The organism is Acinetobacter sp. RF15B (assembly GCF_007558235.1).
Lineage (GTDB): Bacteria > Pseudomonadota > Gammaproteobacteria > Pseudomonadales > Moraxellaceae > Acinetobacter > Acinetobacter lwoffii_C.
Genome location: NZ_VLSR01000006.1, coordinates 150,550 through 172,722, shown reverse-complemented (window position 1 = coordinate 172,722; position 22,173 = coordinate 150,550). Strand labels below are relative to the sequence as shown.

21 protein-coding genes are annotated in these 22,173 nt (G+C 42.2%); 4 read left to right on the top strand and 17 right to left on the bottom strand.

Annotation, left to right across the window (positions count from 1 at the left end):
* Nucleotides 1-93: 93 nt before the first annotated feature.
* The 7 genes from E2K74_RS06895 to E2K74_RS06865 all read right to left on the bottom strand — a co-directional run bounded on the left by E2K74_RS06895 (nucleotide 94) and on the right by E2K74_RS06865 (nucleotide 7,419).
* Complete coding sequence (locus E2K74_RS06895; RefSeq protein WP_151206848.1) at nucleotides 94-615, bottom strand: PD-(D/E)XK nuclease family protein; 522 nt, start codon at nucleotides 613-615, stop codon at nucleotides 94-96.
* Between the two features lie 76 nt (nucleotides 616-691).
* Entirely contained in the window at nucleotides 692-3,331 is a 2,640-nt protein-coding gene (locus E2K74_RS06890) for a bifunctional aconitate hydratase 2/2-methylisocitrate dehydratase (RefSeq protein WP_151206847.1), read from the bottom strand.
* Between the two features lie 296 nt (nucleotides 3,332-3,627).
* The gene (locus E2K74_RS06885) at nucleotides 3,628-3,897 is read right to left on the bottom strand and encodes a hypothetical protein (RefSeq protein WP_151206846.1); all 270 of its coding nucleotides are present in this window, start codon (nucleotides 3,895-3,897) and stop codon (nucleotides 3,628-3,630) included.
* 199 nt (nucleotides 3,898-4,096) lie between these two features.
* Nucleotides 4,097-4,456: a hypothetical protein gene (locus E2K74_RS06880; RefSeq protein WP_151206845.1), complete on the bottom strand. Its 360-nt coding sequence runs from the start codon at nucleotides 4,454-4,456 to the stop codon at nucleotides 4,097-4,099.
* Between the two features lie 122 nt (nucleotides 4,457-4,578).
* Complete coding sequence (locus E2K74_RS06875) at nucleotides 4,579-5,025, bottom strand: I78 family peptidase inhibitor (protein WP_151206844.1); 447 nt, start codon at nucleotides 5,023-5,025, stop codon at nucleotides 4,579-4,581.
* A 220-nt stretch (nucleotides 5,026-5,245) separates the two neighbouring features.
* On the bottom strand, nucleotides 5,246-6,340 hold the full coding sequence (locus tag E2K74_RS06870) for a fatty acid desaturase family protein (RefSeq protein WP_151203242.1): 1,095 nt from the start codon (nucleotides 6,338-6,340) through the stop codon (nucleotides 5,246-5,248).
* 14 nt (nucleotides 6,341-6,354) lie between these two features.
* Nucleotides 6,355-7,419: a flavin reductase family protein gene (locus E2K74_RS06865; protein WP_151206843.1), complete on the bottom strand. Its 1,065-nt coding sequence runs from the start codon at nucleotides 7,417-7,419 to the stop codon at nucleotides 6,355-6,357.
* A gap of 153 nt (nucleotides 7,420-7,572) precedes the next feature.
* Here E2K74_RS06865 and fabR point away from each other — a divergent pair, with 153 nt between their 5' ends.
* Nucleotides 7,573-8,250 carry an HTH-type transcriptional repressor FabR gene (fabR, locus tag E2K74_RS06860; RefSeq protein WP_151206842.1) on the top strand — a complete coding sequence of 226 codons (678 nt, stop codon included), beginning with the start codon at nucleotides 7,573-7,575 and terminating at the stop codon, nucleotides 8,248-8,250.
* 55 nt (nucleotides 8,251-8,305) lie between these two features.
* On the opposite strand, the gene E2K74_RS06855 is transcribed toward fabR, so the two are convergent.
* From E2K74_RS06855 to arsC, 7 genes are all read right to left on the bottom strand, one after another.
* Nucleotides 8,306-9,103, bottom strand: coding sequence for an alpha/beta fold hydrolase (locus E2K74_RS06855; protein ID WP_151206841.1), 798 nt, complete (start codon nucleotides 9,101-9,103; stop codon nucleotides 8,306-8,308).
* Between the two features lie 137 nt (nucleotides 9,104-9,240).
* Nucleotides 9,241-9,507: a PAAR domain-containing protein gene (locus E2K74_RS06850; protein ID WP_151206840.1), complete on the bottom strand. Its 267-nt coding sequence runs from the start codon at nucleotides 9,505-9,507 to the stop codon at nucleotides 9,241-9,243.
* A 156-nt stretch (nucleotides 9,508-9,663) separates the two neighbouring features.
* On the bottom strand, nucleotides 9,664-12,501 hold the full coding sequence (gene rapA, locus E2K74_RS06845; protein ID WP_151206839.1) for an RNA polymerase-associated protein RapA: 2,838 nt from the start codon (nucleotides 12,499-12,501) through the stop codon (nucleotides 9,664-9,666).
* A 143-nt stretch (nucleotides 12,502-12,644) separates the two neighbouring features.
* The gene (locus E2K74_RS06840; RefSeq protein ID WP_151206838.1) at nucleotides 12,645-13,289 is read right to left on the bottom strand and encodes an RluA family pseudouridine synthase; all 645 of its coding nucleotides are present in this window, start codon (nucleotides 13,287-13,289) and stop codon (nucleotides 12,645-12,647) included.
* Nucleotides 13,290-13,419: 130 nt separating this feature from the next.
* On the bottom strand, nucleotides 13,420-14,130 hold the full coding sequence (locus tag E2K74_RS06835) for a phosphopantetheine-binding protein (protein ID WP_151206837.1): 711 nt from the start codon (nucleotides 14,128-14,130) through the stop codon (nucleotides 13,420-13,422).
* A gap of 338 nt (nucleotides 14,131-14,468) precedes the next feature.
* The gene (locus E2K74_RS06830; protein ID WP_151206836.1) at nucleotides 14,469-15,377 is read right to left on the bottom strand and encodes a polysaccharide deacetylase family protein; all 909 of its coding nucleotides are present in this window, start codon (nucleotides 15,375-15,377) and stop codon (nucleotides 14,469-14,471) included.
* 170 nt (nucleotides 15,378-15,547) lie between these two features.
* On the bottom strand, nucleotides 15,548-15,976 hold the full coding sequence (arsC, locus tag E2K74_RS06825; protein ID WP_151206835.1) for an arsenate reductase (glutaredoxin): 429 nt from the start codon (nucleotides 15,974-15,976) through the stop codon (nucleotides 15,548-15,550).
* Nucleotides 15,977-16,058: 82 nt separating this feature from the next.
* Here arsC and E2K74_RS06820 point away from each other — a divergent pair, with 82 nt between their 5' ends.
* From E2K74_RS06820 to arsH, 3 genes are read left to right on the top strand one after another with little or no spacing between them, the layout of a single operon-like run.
* Complete coding sequence (locus tag E2K74_RS06820; RefSeq protein WP_151206834.1) at nucleotides 16,059-16,373, top strand: ArsR/SmtB family transcription factor; 315 nt, start codon at nucleotides 16,059-16,061, stop codon at nucleotides 16,371-16,373.
* 4 nt (nucleotides 16,374-16,377) lie between these two features.
* Complete coding sequence (arsB, locus tag E2K74_RS06815; RefSeq protein WP_151206833.1) at nucleotides 16,378-17,418, top strand: ACR3 family arsenite efflux transporter; 1,041 nt, start codon at nucleotides 16,378-16,380, stop codon at nucleotides 17,416-17,418.
* Between the two features lie 5 nt (nucleotides 17,419-17,423).
* On the top strand, nucleotides 17,424-18,128 hold the full coding sequence (gene arsH / locus E2K74_RS06810) for an arsenical resistance protein ArsH (RefSeq protein ID WP_151206832.1): 705 nt from the start codon (nucleotides 17,424-17,426) through the stop codon (nucleotides 18,126-18,128).
* Nucleotides 18,129-18,229: 101 nt separating this feature from the next.
* Here arsH and E2K74_RS06805 read toward each other — a convergent pair whose 3' ends face one another.
* The 3 genes from E2K74_RS06805 to E2K74_RS06795 all read right to left on the bottom strand — a co-directional run bounded on the left by E2K74_RS06805 (nucleotide 18,230) and on the right by E2K74_RS06795 (nucleotide 21,945).
* Nucleotides 18,230-19,489 carry a serine hydrolase domain-containing protein gene (locus E2K74_RS06805; RefSeq protein ID WP_151206831.1) on the bottom strand — a complete coding sequence of 420 codons (1,260 nt, stop codon included), beginning with the start codon at nucleotides 19,487-19,489 and terminating at the stop codon, nucleotides 18,230-18,232.
* 56 nt (nucleotides 19,490-19,545) lie between these two features.
* The gene (locus E2K74_RS06800) at nucleotides 19,546-20,400 is read right to left on the bottom strand and encodes a MaoC family dehydratase (protein ID WP_151206830.1); all 855 of its coding nucleotides are present in this window, start codon (nucleotides 20,398-20,400) and stop codon (nucleotides 19,546-19,548) included.
* A 153-nt stretch (nucleotides 20,401-20,553) separates the two neighbouring features.
* A complete protein-coding gene (locus tag E2K74_RS06795) occupies nucleotides 20,554-21,945 on the bottom strand; it encodes a 3-oxoacyl-ACP reductase (protein ID WP_151206829.1) in 1,392 nt (463 codons plus the stop codon).
* Nucleotides 21,946-22,173 lie beyond the last annotated feature (228 nt).

Here is a 22,173-nt window from a genome sequence, read left to right as displayed (position 1 = left end):
CTTCTTGAGTAAGATGAGTATAGTTCATGATGCAACTTTGACTTTGGTCGGTCGGAAGCAAAATGCTAGCTCATCTTGCTTCCTTCCAATAATTTAATCTCTGTTGCACTTCATTTGAGAATCCAAGTCATTAAAAATATCACTTTTAATATCGGTATAAATATTTAATATAGAAATTAGTTGCCCTCTAGAAAAAACTTTAAACCCATCTGACATTTCCCTAGAGTAGTTTGATTGATCATGTGTTTTAAAATAAATTGCTAATACCTTTTCGTTGATGCCATTTGCTTTTTTTAGTGCCACATCTCTATAACGTTTTAATTGATCGCCGTGTGTTTTAGAAGAAGTCTTATCTTCAATAACCACATAATAATCATTAATTTTCAAAAAAATATCAATTCCTTCGACTTGTTTAGAAAGTTCAAAAGTGATGATTTCTTCAGGCATTATTTTATCTTCTAATTCAAAAAATTTTTGAATTAGATTTAAAGCACATTGTTTAATATTTAAGTCAACAAAGTTATATTTAGGATTAGCATGGTCTAACAACCAAAAAATAAAAGCATCTTGTGATAATTCTTTTGTAGCAAAAGTAAATATATTAGGTTTGATCATAGTTTAAATATCAAAAAAATAAGGGCTGATTACTCAGCCCTTATTTTTAACTCAAAATACTTTAATTTTCAACAAATTAAGCCAATTGAGCAGCAGCAATTTTCTTAGTGTCCACGTTTTTCGCAGCATCTGTATACTCGCTCATCTTGTCGAAGTTCAAGTACTGATAGATGTCAGCAGACATGCTGTCAATTTGAGCTGCATACTGTTGATATTCTTCTGGAGTTGGCAATTTACCAAGTACAGCAGCAACAGCAGCAAGTTCAGCAGAAGCCAGGTAAACGTTAGCACCTTGACCTAAACGGTTCGGGAAGTTACGGGTAGAAGTCGATACACAAGTGGTGTTCGGCGCTACACGTGCTTGGTTACCCATACACAGTGAACAACCTGGCATTTCTGTACGAGCGCCAGCTTTACCATAAGTGTTATAGAAACCTTCTTCCATCAACTGGTGTTCATCCATACGAGTTGGAGGAGCTAACCATAGACGAGTAGACAAAGAACCACCTGGTACTTTTTCTAGAAGTTTACCAGCTGCACGGAAGTGACCGATGTTTGTCATACAAGAACCGATGAACACTTCATCAATTTTGTCGCCTTGAACGTCAGAAAGAAGTTTTGCATCATCTGGATCGTTCGGGCAGCAAAGGATAGGTTCTTTGATATCAGCAAGGTCGATTTCATATACTTTCGTGTATTCAGCATCAGCATCAGCTTTAAGAAGTGATGGGTTCGCCAACCATTTTTCCATGTTCTCAACACGGCGAGCCATAGTACGCGCATCGCCATAACCTTGAGAAATCATCCACTTCAGCATAGTGATGTTTGAGCGCAGGTATTCAGCAACTTTCTCTTCAGAAAGAGTGATAGAACAGCCCGCTGCTGAACGTTCAGCAGAAGCATCAGAAAGTTCGAATGCCTGCTCAACAGTCAGGTCAGTTTCCATTTCTGTCAGGTCGATCTCAAGGATACGGCCAGAGAAGATGTTCTTCTTACCTTTCTTCTCTACAGTCAGGTCACCCTCTTTAATTGCATAGTAAGGAATTGCATGTACCAGGTCACGTAGCGTGATACCAGGTTGCATTTTGCCTTTGAATTTCACCAGTACAGATTCAGGCATATCTAGTGGCATAACACCAGTTGCAGCAGCGAATGCTACAAGACCAGAACCTGCCGGGAATGAAATACCAATTGGGAAACGAGTATGCGAGTCACCACCAGTACCTACTGTATCTGGAAGAAGCATACGGTTTAACCACGAGTGGATAATACCATCGCCTGGACGTAAAGAAACACCACCACGGTTCATGATGAAATCAGGAAGCGTGTGTTGCATTTGAACGTCAACTGGTTTCGGATATGCAGCTGTGTGACAGAAAGATTGCATTACCAGGTCAGCAGAGAAACCTAAGCAAGCCAAGTCTTTCAATTCGTCACGAGTCATCGGACCTGTAGTATCTTGCGAACCAACAGTTGTCATACGTGGTTCACAGTAAGTGCCTGGACGAACACCCTGACCTTCAGGAAGACCACAAGCGCGACCTACCATTTTTTGAGCTTGAGTGAAGCCTTTACCTGTATTCTCAGGCTGAACTGGAGTACGGAATAAAGTAGATGGAGCAAGACCTAACTCTTCACGTGCTTTAGTCGTTAAACCACGACCAATAATCAGGTTAATACGACCACCAGCACGTACTTCATCTAGAAGTACTGGAGTTTTCAGTTCAGCTTCAGCGATTTGTGCGCCATCTTTGAACGCTGTTACTTTTGCAGCAGCATGATCAATTTTCAGAGTGATTTCATCACCCATGTTCATGTTAGAAACATCGATCTCAACTGGTAATGCACCCGCATCTTCCATCGTGTTGAAGAAAATCGGAGCAATTTTACCACCTAAGCAGTAACCACCATCTTTTTTGTTCGGGATGTGAGCAATCTCGTCACCGAAGAACCAAAGAACCGAGTTCGTTGCAGATTTACGAGATGAACCTGTACCAACAACGTCACCCACATAAGCAACTTGGTTGCCTTTCGCGATAAGCTCTTTAATTTGGCTTAATGGACCAACTTCACCAGGTTTTTCAGGGTTGATGCCATCACGTTCGTTTTTCAGCATTGCATTTGCGTGCAATGGAATGTCTGGACGGCTCCAAGCATCTTGAGCTGGAGACAGGTCATCTGTGTTGGTTTCGCCAGTTACTTTAAAAACGGTTAGTTTAATTTCTTCAGGAACGTCTTTACGGCTAGTGAACCATTCAGCGTCAGCCCAAGATTGAAGAACTGCTTTCGCGTTTGCATTGCCCGCTTTTGCTTTGTCAGCAACGTCATGGAACGCATCAAATACTAGCAGCGTTTTTTTCAGCGCTTCAGCAGCAAGTTCACCTAGAGCAGCGTCATCTAAAAGTTCAACTAAAGGAGCAACGTTATAACCACCAAGCATAGTGCCCAGTAAGTAAACCGCACGTTCTTTAGAAACCAGTGGAGAAGTTGCTTCACCTTTAGCCACAGCAGCTAAGAATGCAGCTTTAACATAAGCAGCTTGGTCAACACCCGCTGGAACACGGTTTTCAAGCAAATCAACTAAGAATGCTTCTTCGCCAGCTGGTGGATTTTTGAATAATTCAACTAATGCAGCAGTTTGAGTATCATCAAGTGGCTTCGGTGGGACTCCGAGTGCGGCACGTTCTGCAACGTGTTGGCGGTAAGCTTCTAGCACGGTGTTATTCCTCTTTTTTAAAAAATTATTTATGATTTCCTGCTTATACAAAGCTTCATAAATAATATGGACTCCAAAATTTTACTAAACTTCCAGTTAAAAGTTAATGCAAGTAAAGTGTTTCTTTGTGATGCTCGTTATTTTATAAATAAATGATACCCATAATGATCATTCAATAATCAAGAGCCATCTGCTTGCATAAATTAACGACGGTTATGAACCCTTTTAACTGAATTTGATGCATAAAAAAGGCAACACTGATGTTGCCTGATTTATATAAAAAAAGATACTCCACCTTAGTGGACTGTAGTTGAGTTTAAATATTGCTGGAATGAATCTCTACAGCCTTCAAACTTAAGAAACCATTGATCTTCACAGGTAGTGCTATGGTTGCTACTGGCAAAGGAAATATCCACCTGATACAGCTGCTTATCCTGTTCTATAATTTTTTTAAAAACCACCCGGTCACCCACACTCAATACATAGTGACCACCACTAATTATTGCAAAACCATGTTCATCTTCTAACAGCAAATCACAGTGATGCAAATACTTAACGACTTTCATCTTATGTTGCTCCTGAAGTCTTGGAGTTAAATTTATTATTCAATATTCAGATAAGCTTTTCTATATTTTAGATTTAGTAATTGTCACAAATTATATATTTACTTAGGCTATTTAATAGTCATTAAAAACAGGGGCTGAATTAAAGTTTTACAACTTTATAAGAGCAAACTGACTTCATCAGGAATAAAAAAACCGTTTCTTAGAACGGTTTATAATCTGGCATTTCATCATGCGGTGTAGCAATACACTTTTGCGTAAACTCAGCCCGCACTTTTTCACGTGCCGCAGCTACATCCTGATTAATTTCTTCTTTTGGAAGTGCATAAATTTCATCAATGATGCTCAGGATAAATGTCCGAGTTGTATCATCATCAATCTTGTTGGCATGTTCAATTGCCTTGTCTTTTTCAATCGCGTTCTGACGGTCCAGCATAATGGTACGCGCGGCATTTCCCACACTACGGCAGTAACCTTGCCATTGCTCTTCCGGGGTTAAAGGTTTCTTCTCGGCACAACCCACCAGCGCCACCATAAACGATAAGACCAATAATTTTTTCATGAACTTCTCCTTCCACAAGGCAATATAAAAGATCAGGCAGGATTTGTCATTTAAAATACAAATCCTGTGCTTTAAGTAGAAGAGTCTAATCCGGTCTTTAACAGGCGAAGCTTCGGAAGAAATTAACCGCAAGTCGCCTGTAAAACTTTTTTGCTGGTTGCATCTACAGTTACAGTGATACGTGCGTCATTATAATCCATGGTAACGACATCCCCCGGATGAATGACCCTTACCAGCTGGGCTTGAGTTTTCTGCTTGATCTGTGCTTCGGTCAAATCTGCCTGTCCAACCAAGGCCATGGCCTGTTCAGGTACACATTTGGGCTGACTCATATTGTAATATTCCCATTCTTCAATGACCTGTTGATTTTTTAGATGACAGTAACCAACTTGCCCCTGCGCTTCGGTACGTAATTCCAGTTTTCCACCTTGGCTGACACAATATTGACTTGCCGGATTGACCATGCCTAATACGGGCTGGTAGTCATGATTCTGCGTAACGCTGGTACAGCCGGCGAGCAAAAGGGTGGCCAACATGCCAGATAAACCAGATAAGATTATTTTTTGCATATTCAGCCTTCTTCTGAAATTATTGACGCTTAATTTAGCATATTCACTTCACAGCTCCAGCGATGTGCTGAGTCTGCTCCTTATATTTATGTACAAGCTGTAGTTTTATCTTTATTAAATAACTTTTCTGATTTTAAATAGGTCTTCTACTAAATGTTTTAATTCTTAGATCAGCATTAAAAAACCGCTTGATTTAAAAGCGGTTTTTTTTCAAGACAATTTACTTTTTAAACGGAAAAGCATATTTCACAATACGTTTGAGTACACTGCCATATTGTTTCACCAGACTGGCATTGTTGTAGTGCAAGCCATATTTTTTACATACCGCTTCCACTTTTGGCGCCATCTGACGATAACGGCGTGCAGGGATATCCGGATATAAGTGATGCTCAATCTGATGGCTTAAATGTCCAGTCAGGATATGAAAGGCTTCTGAACCTGTCAGATTAGAAGATCCACGTATCTGACGCATGTACCAGTGACCACGACTTTCATTTTGCATGACGGATTTCGGGAATACTTCTACATCTTTAGTAAAGTGACCACAGAAAATCACACTAAAAGTCCAGATATTACGAATGCCATTGGCCACCAGATTCCCCGTAAATACCGGCAGCGCCGCCGGACCAGCAATGACCGGAAAGAAAACATAATCCTTAAACAACTGCTTGCCAATTTTGCGCTGCATCGGTGCCCACTCTTCTTGCATTTTCTGCTTAGTTTTGCGGCCCTTCAAGTATTTACCCAGCTCAAGATTTTGAATTGCGACGCCCCACTGGAACAGCAAACAGAATGGCACGGCATAAATCGGTTGTAATAAAAAGCCCGGCTTCCAGCGCTGCTCAGGGAACAGGCGCAGCAGGCCATAACCGATATCATCATCCATCCCTTTGATATTGGTATAGGTATGGTGTTTAAAGTTATGCGTCTGACGCCAGTTATCAGAAGTACCGACAATATCCCACTCATAAGTTTGACCCTTCAGCTTAGGATCATTCATCCAGTCATACTGGCCATGCATGACATTATGACCCAATTCCATATTTTCCATAATTTTGGCAAAGCTTAATAGACCTGTCCCCAAAACCCAGGCTGGCGGAAACCAGCCTGCAAACAACAAGGCACGACCTGCAATTGAGGAATATCGAATTGCAGAATACACCTTGTGGATATACTTGGCATCTTTTTCGCCCAGATCATTCAGCACTTCCTGCTTGATTGCATCCAGCTCAGCTGCGAGCTCATCCAGTTCAAACTGGCTCAATTCACGGTTTTTAGGGTTTTTAAAATATTCAACTTTGACTGGCATATTCATAAGATAAGACTCGCTTATAGGTCAATGACTAGATCGGTCTGTGCCGAGTTAACACAAATTTTCAAGGCATTACCGGGTTCGGTACTTTGTGCGCCATTGACCAGACTTTTGGTTGCACCTTCAACTTTATTACAGACACATTTGTTGCAAATTCCCATACGGCAGCCATGTGCAGGTTTAATATTTTGATGCTCCAGACTCACCAGAATTGACTGGCCTTTAGGAATACTGACGGTCTTTTTGGACCGGGTCAGTGTGATATTCACAAAACCAGTATCAGACATATCGCCCAAACTCATACTAAAGGCTTCGCTTTTGAACAGTTTGACCGAACTAAACAGCGGTTCTGCGGTCGATACAAAGCCGGAAGGCCCACAGGCATATACCACGCTTTGCTCAAGGTTTTGTAACTGTGTCAGATAACTTGCATCTAAACGTGGCGCAGCCTGCTGTTCCTGAGTGGCAAATACCTGATAACTGAAGTTAGGATATTTACGTGCCAATGCTTCAAAGCGTGTAATAAAAGCAGCCTCCTGATTGTGCTTGACCCAATACCATAGAGTCACAGGCACGGAAAACTCAGTTTTCTGATCCAAGGCTTCCAGTATGCTGAGCATCGGTGTAATACCACTTCCTGCGGCCAGCAGAATCATCGGATGCGCTTGTTCAGGCAAGGTCATATCACCAAAAGGCTGACCAAACTCAATAATGTCGCCGACTTTGGCCTGTTCAGCCAACCAGTTACTCACCTTGCCGGCATTGACTTGCTTTACGGTAAGTAAAACATGCTGCTGATCCAGACGTGTCAGGCTATAGCTGCGTTCATAGCGAATTCCCTTGATCACTACAAATACAGGGTGATGCTGGCCGGCTTCACCAAATTTGAATAAACGATTGACCCGAATTTTGAAACTCAGCATATCCCGTGCAGCAGTTTCTATATGCACAATTTTGCCTAAAGCCTGATTGAATGACCATAAAGGATTCAGTTTTTGCGCCCAGAAGTTGATCGCATGCTGGTCGATTACACTCTCGCCGAGCGTAGTTAAAGGCATTTTAAGTTTTTCGAGTACCTGCATCGTAAAGACACCACCGTGGATTTTCCATTATTATACATCTGTATATATATTTGTATATACGAATGTATTGTTTCTAATTATTTCACAAGCCGATTCCCCTTGGTTATAATGTAATAATGCTTTAATTAACCCCTTCTCCTGAAAGAGCTTTCAATGAAAATGAGCAGTGACGCCTCCTTACAATCAAACAACATTGATGAGCCAATTGTGGTACGTAGTGTGGGCCGTAAAGCGACTATTACCAAAGAAGAACTTTTTCAGGCAGCCTTAAACCTGATTGGGCCAGAAAAGAGTATCTCGTCCTTAAGTTTACGTGAAGTTGCACGTGAAGCTGGCATTGCACCAAACAGTTTTTATCGCCATTTTAAGGATATTGATGAACTGGCAATCGAGCTGATTGATCGTGCCGGGATTGTATTGCGTCAGATTTTGCATGAAGCACGCCTGCAGGCATCACGCCAGAGCAGCATCATTCGCAGCTCAGTAGAAGTATTTATTGCCCAGCTCGATGCAGATGAAGGCAATCTGAGCCTGTTATTACGTGAAGGCTATACCGGCTCCAAGTCTTATAAGCAGGCCGTAGAGCGTCAGCTGAATTATTTCCAGCAGGAGTTGCAGGAAGATTTGATCCGCTTCGAGCGTCTGAATAATAAAAAATTATTTCATCCGGATATTGTGTCTAAGGCGATTACCCAATTGGTATTTAATATGGGGGCCAATGTAATTGATATGCCAGCTGCAGAACGTCAGGAAATCGCAGAACAAACGATGATTATGATTCGAATGATTCTGGAAGGAGCCCGTCATCTGGAACAATCCCAACTGAATTAACTGAAAGTTAAGTCAATACAACAAGAGACTCAGATCAAGCCTCTTGCTTTATGGTTTAAAGCAACTGCAGCTGGGCATTGACATGATTTGCTGTTGCTTCAGGATGTTCAAGCGGAAACATATGACCGCCCTGCACCACCGAATATTCTATCTGGTAAAACCTCTGTATTCCTTGTGGTAGTCCTTGCTGATAAAACTGGCTATGTTCAGCGGTAACCAGATGCACGGGAACTTGCGGGGGTTTACGTGGCGTTCTCCACCACCAGGCCGGCACTGTCCGGAAAATTTCAGCTTCAATCTGTTTCGGAATACGCAATGTGACTCCACCCTGTGGATTGGCCACTAGTCCACTTGCAATATAATCATCAAAACACTGCTCATCAAAATGTTTAAACAGGCGATTCATCCTGAGCGCTTCAGCCGCGGCCTGGCGCGATGGCCAGTAATCTTTACGCTTTAAGGTAATACCTGCCGGGGTAAAACGGTCAATACTTTTCAGGTTCAGTTTTTTTACCAGCTCAAAAAGTGCACTTTTTCTTCCGATAACAAACGGCGGGTCCATAATCACCAGTCTGGAAAAAAGTTCTGGCCGGCGATATGCCGCCATAAGCGTAATTAAGCCGCCAAAAGAGTGCCCTACCCCCACCACTTTCTGGCCCGGTGCCTGCTGCTGAATATCATCGATGACTTCATCCACCAGATAACGCCAGTCTTTGGTGATCGGGTAGTGTGGATTCATTCCAATCAACGGAATGGATTTGACCGTATATTCATCCTGAAAATGATCTAAAAACTTTCGATAGCTCGCAGAGGGAATACCATTCGCATGCGTAAAATATAATACGGGTTTCATTTTTATCTTTGCTTATCTTCTGAGATATTGCCTCAGCTTAATCATTCAAACTTGAATGCTATAGGGCAGAAATCATCAATCTATGACTTTAAAGTCACAGGCCTTTGATAACAGGAACTTTATAACTGGACTCAGCATTATTTTTGTGCAACCACCAGACTTTGCATCGGTAGAAAAATTGCTCCACAGGTGGTTTTATCTCCAGCCAGGACCACTGCCCGGCCATGAACCTGAAACGACGGATCAGCAGCAATCGCCATGACGACAAGCTGGCATTTTGGACAATAATGTTTCATTGCATGTAAATGAACTGCAACGCCATTGACCAGAAAAGAAGCTTCTTCTTCAACGACCACCCCACCATGTGAAGTTTTGGCTCCGATGGTAATTAAGGCTTTAGACATATTGTTTTTCTTTATAATTTTAAGGAAGTCAAAATTTTAACCAAAAATAGACCCATACACAAAATGGCCCGATTAAAGGTCTGGCTTGCTAAAAGTTTAAAAATAAAAGCAGCCCGAAGACTGCTTTTAAGAAATATCTTTTTGCTCAATGAGCGTTTATGGTTTTACCACCACCATTACCTGAATACCTTCAGGCGTCACCGATAATCCATCCAGCAGGCTTAAGCCTTCTTTTTGCAACTTCTGTAAACGGGCAATTTCATCTTCACGGATACTTGGGTTGAACTGCTTCAGATAAGTCAGACGGTCAATTTCATATTGCCATTTATTACCATACACTTCTTTGGCCTGCTGCTTGAAGTTTGGTAAATTCGCACGTGCCAGTTCAAGAGCTTGCTGGTAACGTGCCTCAATAATATCACGACGGGCTTTGACCACCTGACGGCAGCTATTACCATCTAGATGATGTAAATACGGTTTCAGGATTTCTGGGGCAATCTTCTGTGACAGATCCTGACCTTTTTCACTCAGCAAGACGCGAATCAATTGCTGTGGCAGGCTAGACGGCAGGTTCAGCGCTTTAGGTGCAATAACATCAACTTTAAACCAGACTTCCAGCAATACAGAACCTTGCGGTAAAGCGGCTGACTTTAACACAGCAACGTTGGTACTGCCAAAACCTTGAGTATTGATCATTTCCATCACACTTTCGGTAAATGGATGCTCAAGGGTCAGGTACTGTGCATCTTCCCTGATTTGCGCCTGATCACGGTAGAACGTTGCTGTCATACCATCTTCGTCCAGCGTCAAACCTTGTACCTGCATCTGATCTGTGGGCTTGATGATTACGGTTCCATTGCTTTGCTCATCAAAATCAATGTTGGTCGATGCCATAAAGCGTTTCATAAACACAGGCAGATTTGTGTTGTCATCATAGTCTTCGAGTGCCTTGACAATTTCCTGCGCCACAACAGGACGACAAGAATTATACTCAAGCAGTCGGTCACGGCCAGCCTGCAACTCGGCTTCCAGTGCTTCACGTTGTACGCTGACTTCTTCCAGCAGATCTTCAAATTCTTGGCCTTTATCCGCCAGCAGGCAATCTTTTAATGCCACAATGAAGTTTTCTTGCAAAGTTTGCGCTGTAGGTGAAATATTGCTAAAAATATTCAGGGCTTCGTTATACCAGCGGAACATCCGCTCTTGCGCTGTACCCACTAAATAAGGCACGTGAATCTGAATACGGTTTTCCTGACCGATCCGGTCCAGACGGCCAATACGCTGTTCCAGCACATCAGGATTCGCCGGCAAGTCAAATAGAATCAGATCAGAAGCAAACTGGAAGTTACGCCCTTCAGAACCAATTTCTGAACAGAGCAGAATCTGTGCACCATAAGAGTCTTCAGCAAAATAAGCCGCTGCCTGGTCACGTTCCAGCAGGCTCATCCCCTCATGGAACATCGCGGTACGGATACCGGCATGTAAGCGAAGTACATTTTCTAGCGCTTCTACCACCGGACCGCTGCGTGCAATCAGCAATACCTTCTTGTGTTTCAGATCGGTACGCAATTTTTCCATCAACCACATGACACGTGGATCAGTCTCCATCCATGAGCCATCGAGCTGGGCTTCTTCCGGCCACATCTGTTCACGTAGCTTGCCATCTTTAGACCAGTTTTCTGGTGCTGGCAGTGGTACAGGCTGACAGTCACGGCCCGGGAAGCCCTGAATGGCTTCACGCGTGTTACGAAACAGAATACGACCGGTGCCATGACGGTCCAGCAGTTCATGAATCGCACGGAAGCGTTGTTCTGCTGTATCTTCAATCGCATGACCTAGCAAGTCTTCAATTGCAGTCAGATGTTCTGCTTCAAGTGGCATATCTGACATCAAGGCTTCAGCAATTTTAGCAGTATGCTGATATTGTTCTTCTTCATCCAGGAAACGGTCCAGTGAGCTGAAACGCTGCGGATCAAGTAAGCGCAGACGCGCAAAGTGACTTTCTACGCCCAGCTGTTCTGGTGTTGCGGTAAGCAGTAAAACGCCTGCTGTGTGCTCTGCCAGCTCTTCAACCAGATCATAACGGTCATTACCGCCTTCTTCTTCGCTCCACATTAAATGGTGCGCTTCATCGACCACCAGCAAATCGAAACCCGCTTCTAAAGCCTGTTCACGCAAATCTTCATGGTCAATCATCAAATCGACAGATGCAATGATGCGCTGCTCGGTCAGGAACGGGTTAAGATCCGGATCATGTTCCTTGATCGAAGCGGTACGGGTCAGATCAAACAGGGAGAATTCCAGATTGAAACGGCGGCGCATTTCAATCATCCACTGATATTGTAATGAATCTGGAACCAGAATCAGGATACGTTCAGAACGTCCTGTTTTAAGTTGCTGGTGCATGATCAGGCCGGCTTCAATGGTTTTACCCAAGCCAACTTCATCAGCCAGTAATACACGCGGCGCAAAACGCTGGCCAACTTCATGGGCAATATACAGCTGATGGGGAATCAGCCCAACACGTGAACCAATCAGGCCACGTAAGGGACTGCTTTGCATATTGGCTTGCATCAGCAAGGCTTCAATACGCAGGTCATACCATTCTTTATAATCAATCTGGCTGGCCAGCAAACGATCCAGAGGCTTGGACAGCTGAATACTTGCACCCACACGGGTTTCATTGAGGGCTTTACGCTCTTCGCTGCCATCTTCAAGCGTGCGTACTACGTGGTAACGGACCACGCCATGACGGTCTTCGACCGATTCCACGGTCCAGTAAATACCTTCCTGATCTTGCAGCTCGTCATTGGCATTAAAAATGATGCGGGACAAAGGTGCATTGCTACGTGCATAGACACGCGTTTCATCGCTTTTTGGGAATAAAATGCTGACCGATCGTTCATCAACATCAATGAGAACTCCTAAGCCGAGTTCTGTTTCAGTATCTGATAACCAACGTTGACCAATAGCAAATTGCTGCAATTTTTCCACCTTTATCTTAAGTACAAGATTATGAATATCAGGCTCCATCACGAAATGTCATTGGAGCAAAACTTCACACCTTCAAGCAATGTATTTTGACATAAAGCCCACTAAAAAGTGAGTATAATTCACGCCGATTAAAAAACTCACCCCTAGAATGGCGCCGGACAATAAAATTCAACCGGTTGTTGTGTGTGAGGATGAGAGAAACTTAAACGTTCGGCATGCAAACATAAGCGTACGCTCAGCTGTTGCTGCTCAGGTGTAGCATACAAGGTATCTCCAATAATAGGATGTCCAAGATACTGCATATGCACACGCAGCTGATGTGAACGCCCCGTAATCGGAGTCAATTTTACACGAGTGACAGCTTGTCCCTGAATTTCAAAATGTTCAATGGCCTGCCAATGGGTGAGTGCAGGCTTATTATGATTTGGCTCTGCAATATGTAATGGCGGATGGTCCGGATCATAAATCACGGGAACATCCACCATTCCTTCGCCATCCAGAATTCCCGCCACAATTGCCTGATAGGTTTTATCCGTCTGGCGTTCCTGAAATTGGCGAGAAATAGATTTTTGCCCTTCCCGACTCAAGGCAAACACCAAAATGCCGGAGGTGTCCCGATCCAGACGATGGATGAGCAAGGTTTTGGGCTCTATTTTCATGAGACGGCTAATGAGACAGTCTTGTAAATCTTCTGTTTTCCCTGGAACTGTAAGCAAACCAGCCGGTTTATGGATGACCATAAAATCCTTATCACGATGTATCAGATGTTCGGTTAGAAAATTACTCAAAGTTCAATCCCAGGCTGATCGCGAAAAATAAGGCGGCCATAATAGAAAGCTTGGCGAATAATTACAATGCGCTTTTATATAAATGCCGAAGAAATTTCCGATTATGTGGAGTAAATTACTCAATCACTCTCTAGCGGTGTACAGATTGCAGCACAAAACTTGCCAATTCATGCAAAGAAACATGTTCAAGCACATCTTCATAACGCAGCTCTGCACCATGTGCGCGCCATACTCCAACCAGGCTGACCATTGCTACAGAGTCCAGTCCATACTGTTTTAAATCAATATAAGGATCAATTTCCAGAGCATCCATATCCAGCTGTTCAGCCACCGCTAACATAATGCCTTTGATCGACAGTACATAGTTTGACGGCGCACTTAAACTCCATAAACGTGTCAGGCTATAACTGCTCATGTGATGTAAACCCTGCTGCGAGATATTCTCAATCCACTGGATATGCTGCTCCTGATTGGCCAGAAAAACTGCATCATCCACCACACAGATGTGCTCTGTCACGCTTTGCAGATGCGGTAAAATCTGTTTCAGCATCGGCGTCACCTGTCCTGCAAAAATCAGTTGGGGGTGGGTTGAGGCATATTCACCGAGTTGTTGCATGCCCTGCATCAGGTCATCACCATATAAATCAACAATCGGAATATCCAGTGCTTTGGCTTTATTGCTAATCTGAATAAGATTTTTCATGAGTTCCGTGTCTTGTATTCCAGTCTGCATGCGCAGGTTATGTAATCCCACCAAGACCAAAACCGATTCATTGGCAGCAAGTTGCCATTTAGCTGGCGATGGAGTGAATTGGATTTTTTTAGGCATGGGATATAGCATGGGAAACTCTAAAGCGACATTTGCCGGATATTTTAGCGCAGATGAGTTTTTAAATTGAGTTTAAATCGAAATAAGCCCATAAGAGCTGTAGGTTAAGTAGGTGTCAAAAAATCTGATAAACAAGCTATTATGATTCAATAAGTGATTAAAAATCATAAGGTAGTTTATATAGACAGGATTGTCGGCATTTATTTACTTGGTTGTAAATATTGTGGGCAAGTGGAACATGGGATGGGTCTGAGTCTATCAAAGGATGGGAAATTATTTTTTCTTAAATGTGGAAGATAGTTGACATGAAGAATAGCTTAAAGCAATGGCTTTTATGTTAAATGAAGGATTTACTTTTCAACTTCCAAACCATGGTTTGCCAAATTTAGATATTCATATGGAGCATCTTCTGCTGGATAACGTAAATTATTCACACCATAAATTTGCGCAATACTCCAGATGATACTTTCACCAGCAGGCAATAAGTTTGGCTGAATTTTATAAATAGTGTCTTGATAGGCGGTATCACTATCAATAAATTTCCAGCCTTCCCTCTTGAAGGAAGCAATTATGTCTTCTAGCCAAGCGGCATTAATAGCTCTTATATGCAGTAAAAGTACATGGTTTGGAGAGCGTCCTAATGTTTGTACGGCTAAATCATCATAATATTTCGCTCGGTCAAGTAAATGAACAATGTAAGCTTGTTTTAATTTAGCCAGGCTTGTTTGATCTTTTTCTTGATGATATTTCAGAAACAATTGATTGTAATACCAATCACTCGCATCGATGCTAACAGCGCCAGATTTATAGCTATGGCTACTCAGCCATTTACGCACATTATCCCTTTTTTCTAGAGTATTTCCCTCTTTAAGAAATGGAAAGCGGTAACGTGGTATAAATCCCGCTAATGAGGAAAACATTTCATGGCCTTGTTGCATATCTTGTAAATAAGTAGATAAATTTACTTCATCTTTATTAAGATTTAGATGTAAATTTCCATGATTACCAATACGATGGCCTTGTTTACCCCAATTAGAAATTATATTTAATCCGTTTGTTCCTCCAATTTTACGTATACTCGGATAAACGATTGCCTGGATTTTATTTTGTTTTAATGTACTTAAAATATCTTCATTGATGTGTTGAGCATCTGAATTAATTGATGGGTCTAAACCATCATCGAAACTCAAAGCTACGCTTTTTGCGATAGCTACATTAGATAAACCCAAGCAAAGGCTTAAGATAATTTTTTTAAGCATCGAGTGACTCTATTATTTGAAATTACTGATAGTAAAATACAAGCTTAATATTTTATTTTATAGTAAAAATTCACTAAAATTAATATAATACAGATTATACGCAGCCCCAATCTTAGATTGGGGCTTTTTAATGTTCGGATAACCACCTTTTTATATTAAATGCAGTGGATTTATTTAATCCGCTCACCATTTTCATCAATAATCATTTCACCATCCTCTTTAGTAAAAGCTCCTAATTGAGGTGCAGACAAAATATCTAAAACGAGTTCAGAGGGTCTACAAAGCTTTACACCGACCTCTGTCACCACAAATGGACGATTAATTAAAATTGGATACTCAAGCATAAAATGAATGAGCTGTTCATCTGTCCAGTGTTGCTGATCTAATTGAAGAGTTGCAAAGGGTTCTACATTTTTACGAATAGCTTCACGTACAGAAAGGCCTGATTTTTCAATTAGATTCATGAGTTCAGTCTTGCTTGGAGGGTTAAGAAGATACTCAATAATTTCAGGTTCTACGCCTGCATTTCGAATTAGCGCCAGTGTATTTCTGGATGTTCCGCAAGCAGGGTTATGATAGATCTTAACTTTTGATGACATTGGATTTACTCAGGCATTCATAATATTGCATTTATATATGGATATACGTATATTCGCAATAGCATATATGTGAGCATCGATTATGGATCAAGCAGATTTCTTTAAGTGCCTATCTGACCCGACACGTCTAGATATTTTAAAAATTATTTTAGAAAGACAAAATGTATGTGTGTGTGAAATCACAGAGATATTACAACTGAGCCAACCTAAGATTTCTCGTCACTTGGCTTTACTTCGCAACCTCTCAATTTTGCTAGATGAGCGTAAAGGACAATGGGTGTACTACCGATTAAATCCCGATTTACCAGAATGGGTAAATGCAGTTCTCAATGTGTTAAGTAATGAAGTAGTGAATACAGCTGCGAGCAATCTATCTATCTCTATGCAATGCGAGTAATTCAATGTCCGCCTCAAAGCTCTCCTTCTTAGACCGAAACCTCACCCTATGGATTTTCATTGCCATGGCATTAGGCGTAGGTATTGGGGTATTTTTCCCTCAAACATCCGTGGTACTCGATCAATTAAGCATTAACTCAGTAAATATCCCTATCGCAATAGGGCTTATTTTGATGATGTATCCGCCACTTGCCAAGGTAGACTATGCGACCTTGCCTAAAGTCTTTGAAGATAAGCGTACCCTTGCATTATCTCTCATTCAAAACTGGCTCATAGCACCTTGCTTAATGTTTGGTTTGGCAATCATTTTTTTGCACGCCTATCCTGAATACATGACAGGTCTCATTCTGATTGGTTTAGCCCGATGTATTGCTATGGTCCTGGTGTGGAATGGCCTGGCATGTGGCGATAATCAGTATGTTGCAGCCTTAGTTGCATTTAACAGTATCTTCCAGATCTTGTTCTTTAGTACTTATGCCTGGTTATTCTTGACCTTCTTACCGCCATTCTTTGGAGTAGAGGCACAAATCATTAATGTGAGCTTTTGGACGATTACCCATGCTGTTCTGGTTTATCTAGGTATTCCCTTCTTACTTGGCTTTTTAACCCGCTTGATCTTAGTCAAACAGAAAGGCTTAGATTGGTATCAAACCAGATTTATCCCAAAGATTAGCCCTATCAGTCTTATTGCGCTTCTATTTACGATTGTAGCCATGTTTAGTCTTAAAGGTGGTGAGGTGGTTAGCCTTCCTCTAGATGTGCTTAGAATTGCTATTCCTTTGACAATCTACTTTGTTGCGATGTTCTTCATCAGCTTCTTTATGAGTAAATGGATGGGTAACGACTATCCTAAAACCACTGCTATTTCCTTTACTGCGGCAGGCAACAATTTTGAATTAGCACTGGCTGTAGCCATTGCCACTTTTGGATTAGCCTCACCTGTAGCCTTCACAACCGTGATCGGACCACTTGTTGAAGTTCCTGTATTGATTGCCTTGGTGACAGTTTCGCTATGGCTTAGAAAAAAAGTGTTTAAAGAGGTATGAGTCGAATGAGCTTACCAAATATTGATCTTAGTCTTTTAGAAAAACCTACTTTAGAAAAAGTTCAGGCACAGCACCTTGACCATCCACCGAGAATATTGCTCCTGTATGGCTCAAATCGTGAGAGATCATATAGCCGTTTAGCAGTTCAGGAAGCAGGTCGAATTTTGGAATACTTCGGTGCAGAAGTGAAAATCTTCCATCCAAAAGGGCTACCCCTCCCTGAAGATGGTGATATGCAACATCCAAAGGTAAAAGAATTGCATGAGCTTTTAGCATGGTCAGAGGGCATGGTTTGGTGCTCTCCTGAGCGTCATGGTTCAATGAGTTCAATTTTAAAAGCGCAAATTGACTGGATTCCATTAGCTGCAGGTGCAATACGTGCAACGCAAGGTAAAACTTTAGCGGTAATGCAAGTATGTGGTGGCTCACAGTCCTTTAATGCGGTAAATCAATTGCGGATTTTAGGACGCTGGATGCGTATGATCACCATCCCAAATCAGTCCTCAGTGCCTAAAGCATTTCTTGAGTTTGAAGAGGATGGCCGTATGAAACCTTCATCTTATTACCGGAGGATCGTAGATGTGATGGAAGAACTTTATAAATTTACGCTTTTAACCCGGGGGCAGTCTGCGTATCTGACTGACCGTTATTCTGAACGTGTAGAAAGTGCGGAAGAACTTTCACAACGCGTAAATCAAAAGAATATTTAAGTTTTCCAATATTAAATAATACACATTATGCGAAGCTGAAAAATAGGAACTTAAAAGTTCCTATTTTTATTTCAGCTCCCTGACCAAACCCAAAAATAGAATTACCACCAGCCTTTTCGACCTGTCAGCACTGCATCAGCACAGCGTAAAGCTTCCTGCGTCAATCCCCATAACCGGTAATCCCCTGTTAATGAACCTGTAGGAAAATTATGTGTATACGCAAAACTTAAATTACGCTCCGGATCACACCAAGCTCCGGACCCATTAAACCCCACATGCCCAAACCCTTGAGAAGCTTTACCTAAGCTTAATATCCGGTGATAGCCTAAACGCCAATGCATTGGCAAAGGCATAATCCGGTCACGGCGAGTATATTGCACTTGGCTCAGACGCTGAAAATTTTCAGTTGAAATATAGGTTTCCCCCTGCCAACTACCATGATTGGCAAGCATGGCATAGATTTTTGCCAGACTCCGCGCAGTAAATACTCCATTGGCTGAAGGAATAACGGCCTGTAAACCCTGATTACTAAAGAAACTAAAAGTCTTCATACCTTTAGGAATCATTCCGTCCTGAAAATCTTGTGGACTTTGACCACTCCATATCAATGCACGCTCCATTAAATTAGGCTTTCGAGCTGCGGTTTTTTTAACTTTGACTTGTGAAGATGACTGGGTCGTAAAAATTGGTCGTGCAACTCGTGGTAGTTCTTGCGCTGGCACACCAAAATAGGCACCATCGAGCTCCAAAGGCTGTACCAGATAATGCTGCATCAATGATTGTAGACTCTGGCCGGTGGCTTTTTCCAGTGCACCACCCACCTGCCAGCCAAAGGTCAAAGGCTGATAAGCAGCATCCGTTGCCACCTTAAAACGCGGTTTTGCTGCTGCTACCCGTTCCAGCATCTGAGGCCAGTTGGCCATTTCGGCTGCATCATCAATAATATTACGAATATCAAACAGTCCGCTTTGATGACTGAGCATATGTGCTAATGTAATTTTATCTTTAGCCTGCTGGGCAAACTCAGGCCAATAGTCAGCAACTGGTCGATCGTAATCAATCAGGTCTTGACTTGCCAGAATATGCGCCAATGTCGCCAGCACTCCCTTACCAGTGGAATAGCACAGTGACATGGTATCTGCTTGCCAAGCTTCGTTTTCCGACTTTTTACCAGTGTAAATATCCAAGACTTTTTGTCCCTGAAAATAAATCACCAGCGCAGCCCCACCCTGTTCAGTACGGGCATGCTGCAAGCGGCTAAACTGCTCTGCCAGAGCTTTAAAACGTTCATCTACCACTCCCTGGTAGTTTTCTTTGTCAGCAAGCACATAGTCTTTTAAAGGTTGTAATATTCTGTCCATAGAATCTTGATCTCATAAAAATAAAAAGCCTAAATCGAGTTTAGGCTTTTTTTAAATTAAATTGCTTTTACGCTACCACTCACATGCGGTTTTTGATTTTTACTGTTTCGAATCAGGAAGTCGGTTTGATTGGCGGCTTGTGCAGTCAGGAATTCCACTTTGGAAGGCAAATACACTGGCAACTTAAACCAGACATCTGCCTCATATGCATCAGGTAATGATAAATTAGCCAAAGCTTTGGCTTTACTCCACATTCCGTGGGCAATCGCCTGTTTAAAACCAAATGCTTTTGCAGTGAGCGCATGAATATGAATCAGGTTAAAGTCCCCTGAAGTCATAGCATAACGGCGGCCAGTATTTTCAGAAACCTCCCATTCGCCATTCAGCTGATACGCGGGTGTCTTATTTTCTGCTACTTTGACAGCAGCTTTAACACTATTCTTTTGACGGCATAAATAAGTCGTCAACGCTTCAACTACAACCTGATCACCTGCTTTCACCGTAGTAATGAAATCAAATTGCATACCTTTGTCATGCGGCTGCAATTCACCAAATTTGCAGGATAGCATGAGAGATTCATTGACCCCGATTTTACGATACTGCTTGACCTGATTACGAATATGCACCAGACCTAGAATCGGAAATGGAAATGCTTCCGAAGTCATCATGTGCATTTGCAGGCTTTGAGAAAGTACAGTCAAATAAATCGCTGGGATATAACCATTATTTTTAAAGCCACAAACTTCATTATAGATTTTCAGATGTTTCTGATCCACCTTAAATGAATCCACCACATATTCAACTTGCGGCAGAACTTTTTCAGCTTTTGGCTTTTTGAAAACCAAACCTTGAATCACTTTTGGATAAGCTAAATAAGGCTTTGGAAGTTGACTAAAATGGCGCGTATTCATACTAAACCTTCAAAATATTTTTTTCATTTATAAAGTGCTTTCTCCCTTTAGGGAGAGTTAGAGAGGGTTGATGAGGAATATTTCCTTTCACTTTCCCTCTTCTAAATCCTCTCCTGAGCTTTAAATTAAAGCGCAGGAGAGGACTTGAATGCTTTAAGCCCCTAACAGGCTCTGGCCACATACACGAATCACATTGCCATTTAAACCAGAAGATGCCGTCGATGCAAACATGGCAATGGCTTCTGCCACATCCACTGGATGGCCACCCTGACTCATGGAGTTCATACGGCGTCCTGCTTCACGAATCGCAAATGGAATTGCAGCAGTCATTTGCGTTTCAATGAAACCTGGTGCCACGGCATTAATAGTTATACCATTTTTTAATGTCGGTGCTGTGAATTTTACCACCCCGATCACACCGGCTTTAGACGCTGCATAGTTGGTTTGACCCAGGTTACCTGCAATACCTGAAATAGAAGATACACAGATAATGCGGCCATTTGCATTCAGGCCATCATTGGAAAGCAGATAGTCATTCACACGTTCAATTGCAGACAAGTTGATATTAATCACCAGATCCCAAAGTTCAGGCTTCATATTGGCTAATGTCTTGTCACGCGTAATGCCTGCATTATGCACAATAATATCCAGACCGCCCTGTGCTGCGGCAGCTGCCTTGATTTTCTCGCCTGCATCAGCTGCAGTAATGTCAAGTGCCAATGTAGAACCGCCAATTTCCCCTGCAACACGATCTAGGTCAGCTTGCTGCTGCGGAACGTCCAGACAAATGACATGTGCGCCATCACGTGCCAGTATGTGTGCAATGGCTTCACCGATACCACGGCTTGCACCTGTCACCACAGCAGTTTTCCCTGCCAGTGGCTGCGCCCAGTCCACATCGACCTTTTCAGCTTTAGATACCCGAATCACCTGACCTGAAACATAAGCTGAGCGCGGAGAAATCGCAAAACGTACAGCTGATTCAAGATTATCTTCAGCACCGGTATCCACATAGATCAGGTTTGCCGCAATCCCTTTTTTAAACTCTTTAGCGACTGATTTGACAAAGCCTTCCAGTGCACGTTGAGCAATCGCCTGACTCACCGATGTTGCAGTTTCAGGGCTAGTACCGATGACCAGTACTCGGCCAGAGCTTTGAATTTGACGGGCAATCGGATTAAAAAACTCATAAAGCGATTTTAATTGCTCGGAGTTTTCAATTCCTGAGGCATCAAAAATTACCACTTTAAATTTAGATTCTTTATCACCTGAATTAAAAGCACTCAGATTCAAACCTGACTGTGCCGCTGCATGCTGAAGTTCAGAATTATTACCCGCATAACTGTTGGCATGAATATTAGCAAGAACTTGTGCAATTGAGCCGGTTAAAGGACTTTTAGGCGCCGCACCAAATAAAACCGCTCCTTTGACTACCGGGGTTGCAGATTCAAAACGCTCTAAAGAAGTTGGGGATGGCAGCCCCAAATTTTTAATGACAAATTTACCAATAGGAGATTTTGCGAAAGTTTGATACTGATCAGTCATGCTTATTATCTCTCATAAAAATTAGTTTTTTGATCGGTCTAAAGTTATCCTTTTAACATCAATATGATGCCAAACACATCTATTTCAATAGATCTACCAGGTTTTGCCCAATAATACTTGAGATACCCAATAGATGACTTGACCTGAGCGCAGTCTGTAATGTCATTGCAGTCAATACAGCCTATGCTCATCTATGCTAATGTAAGCAGCATAAAGATGATCAATTTG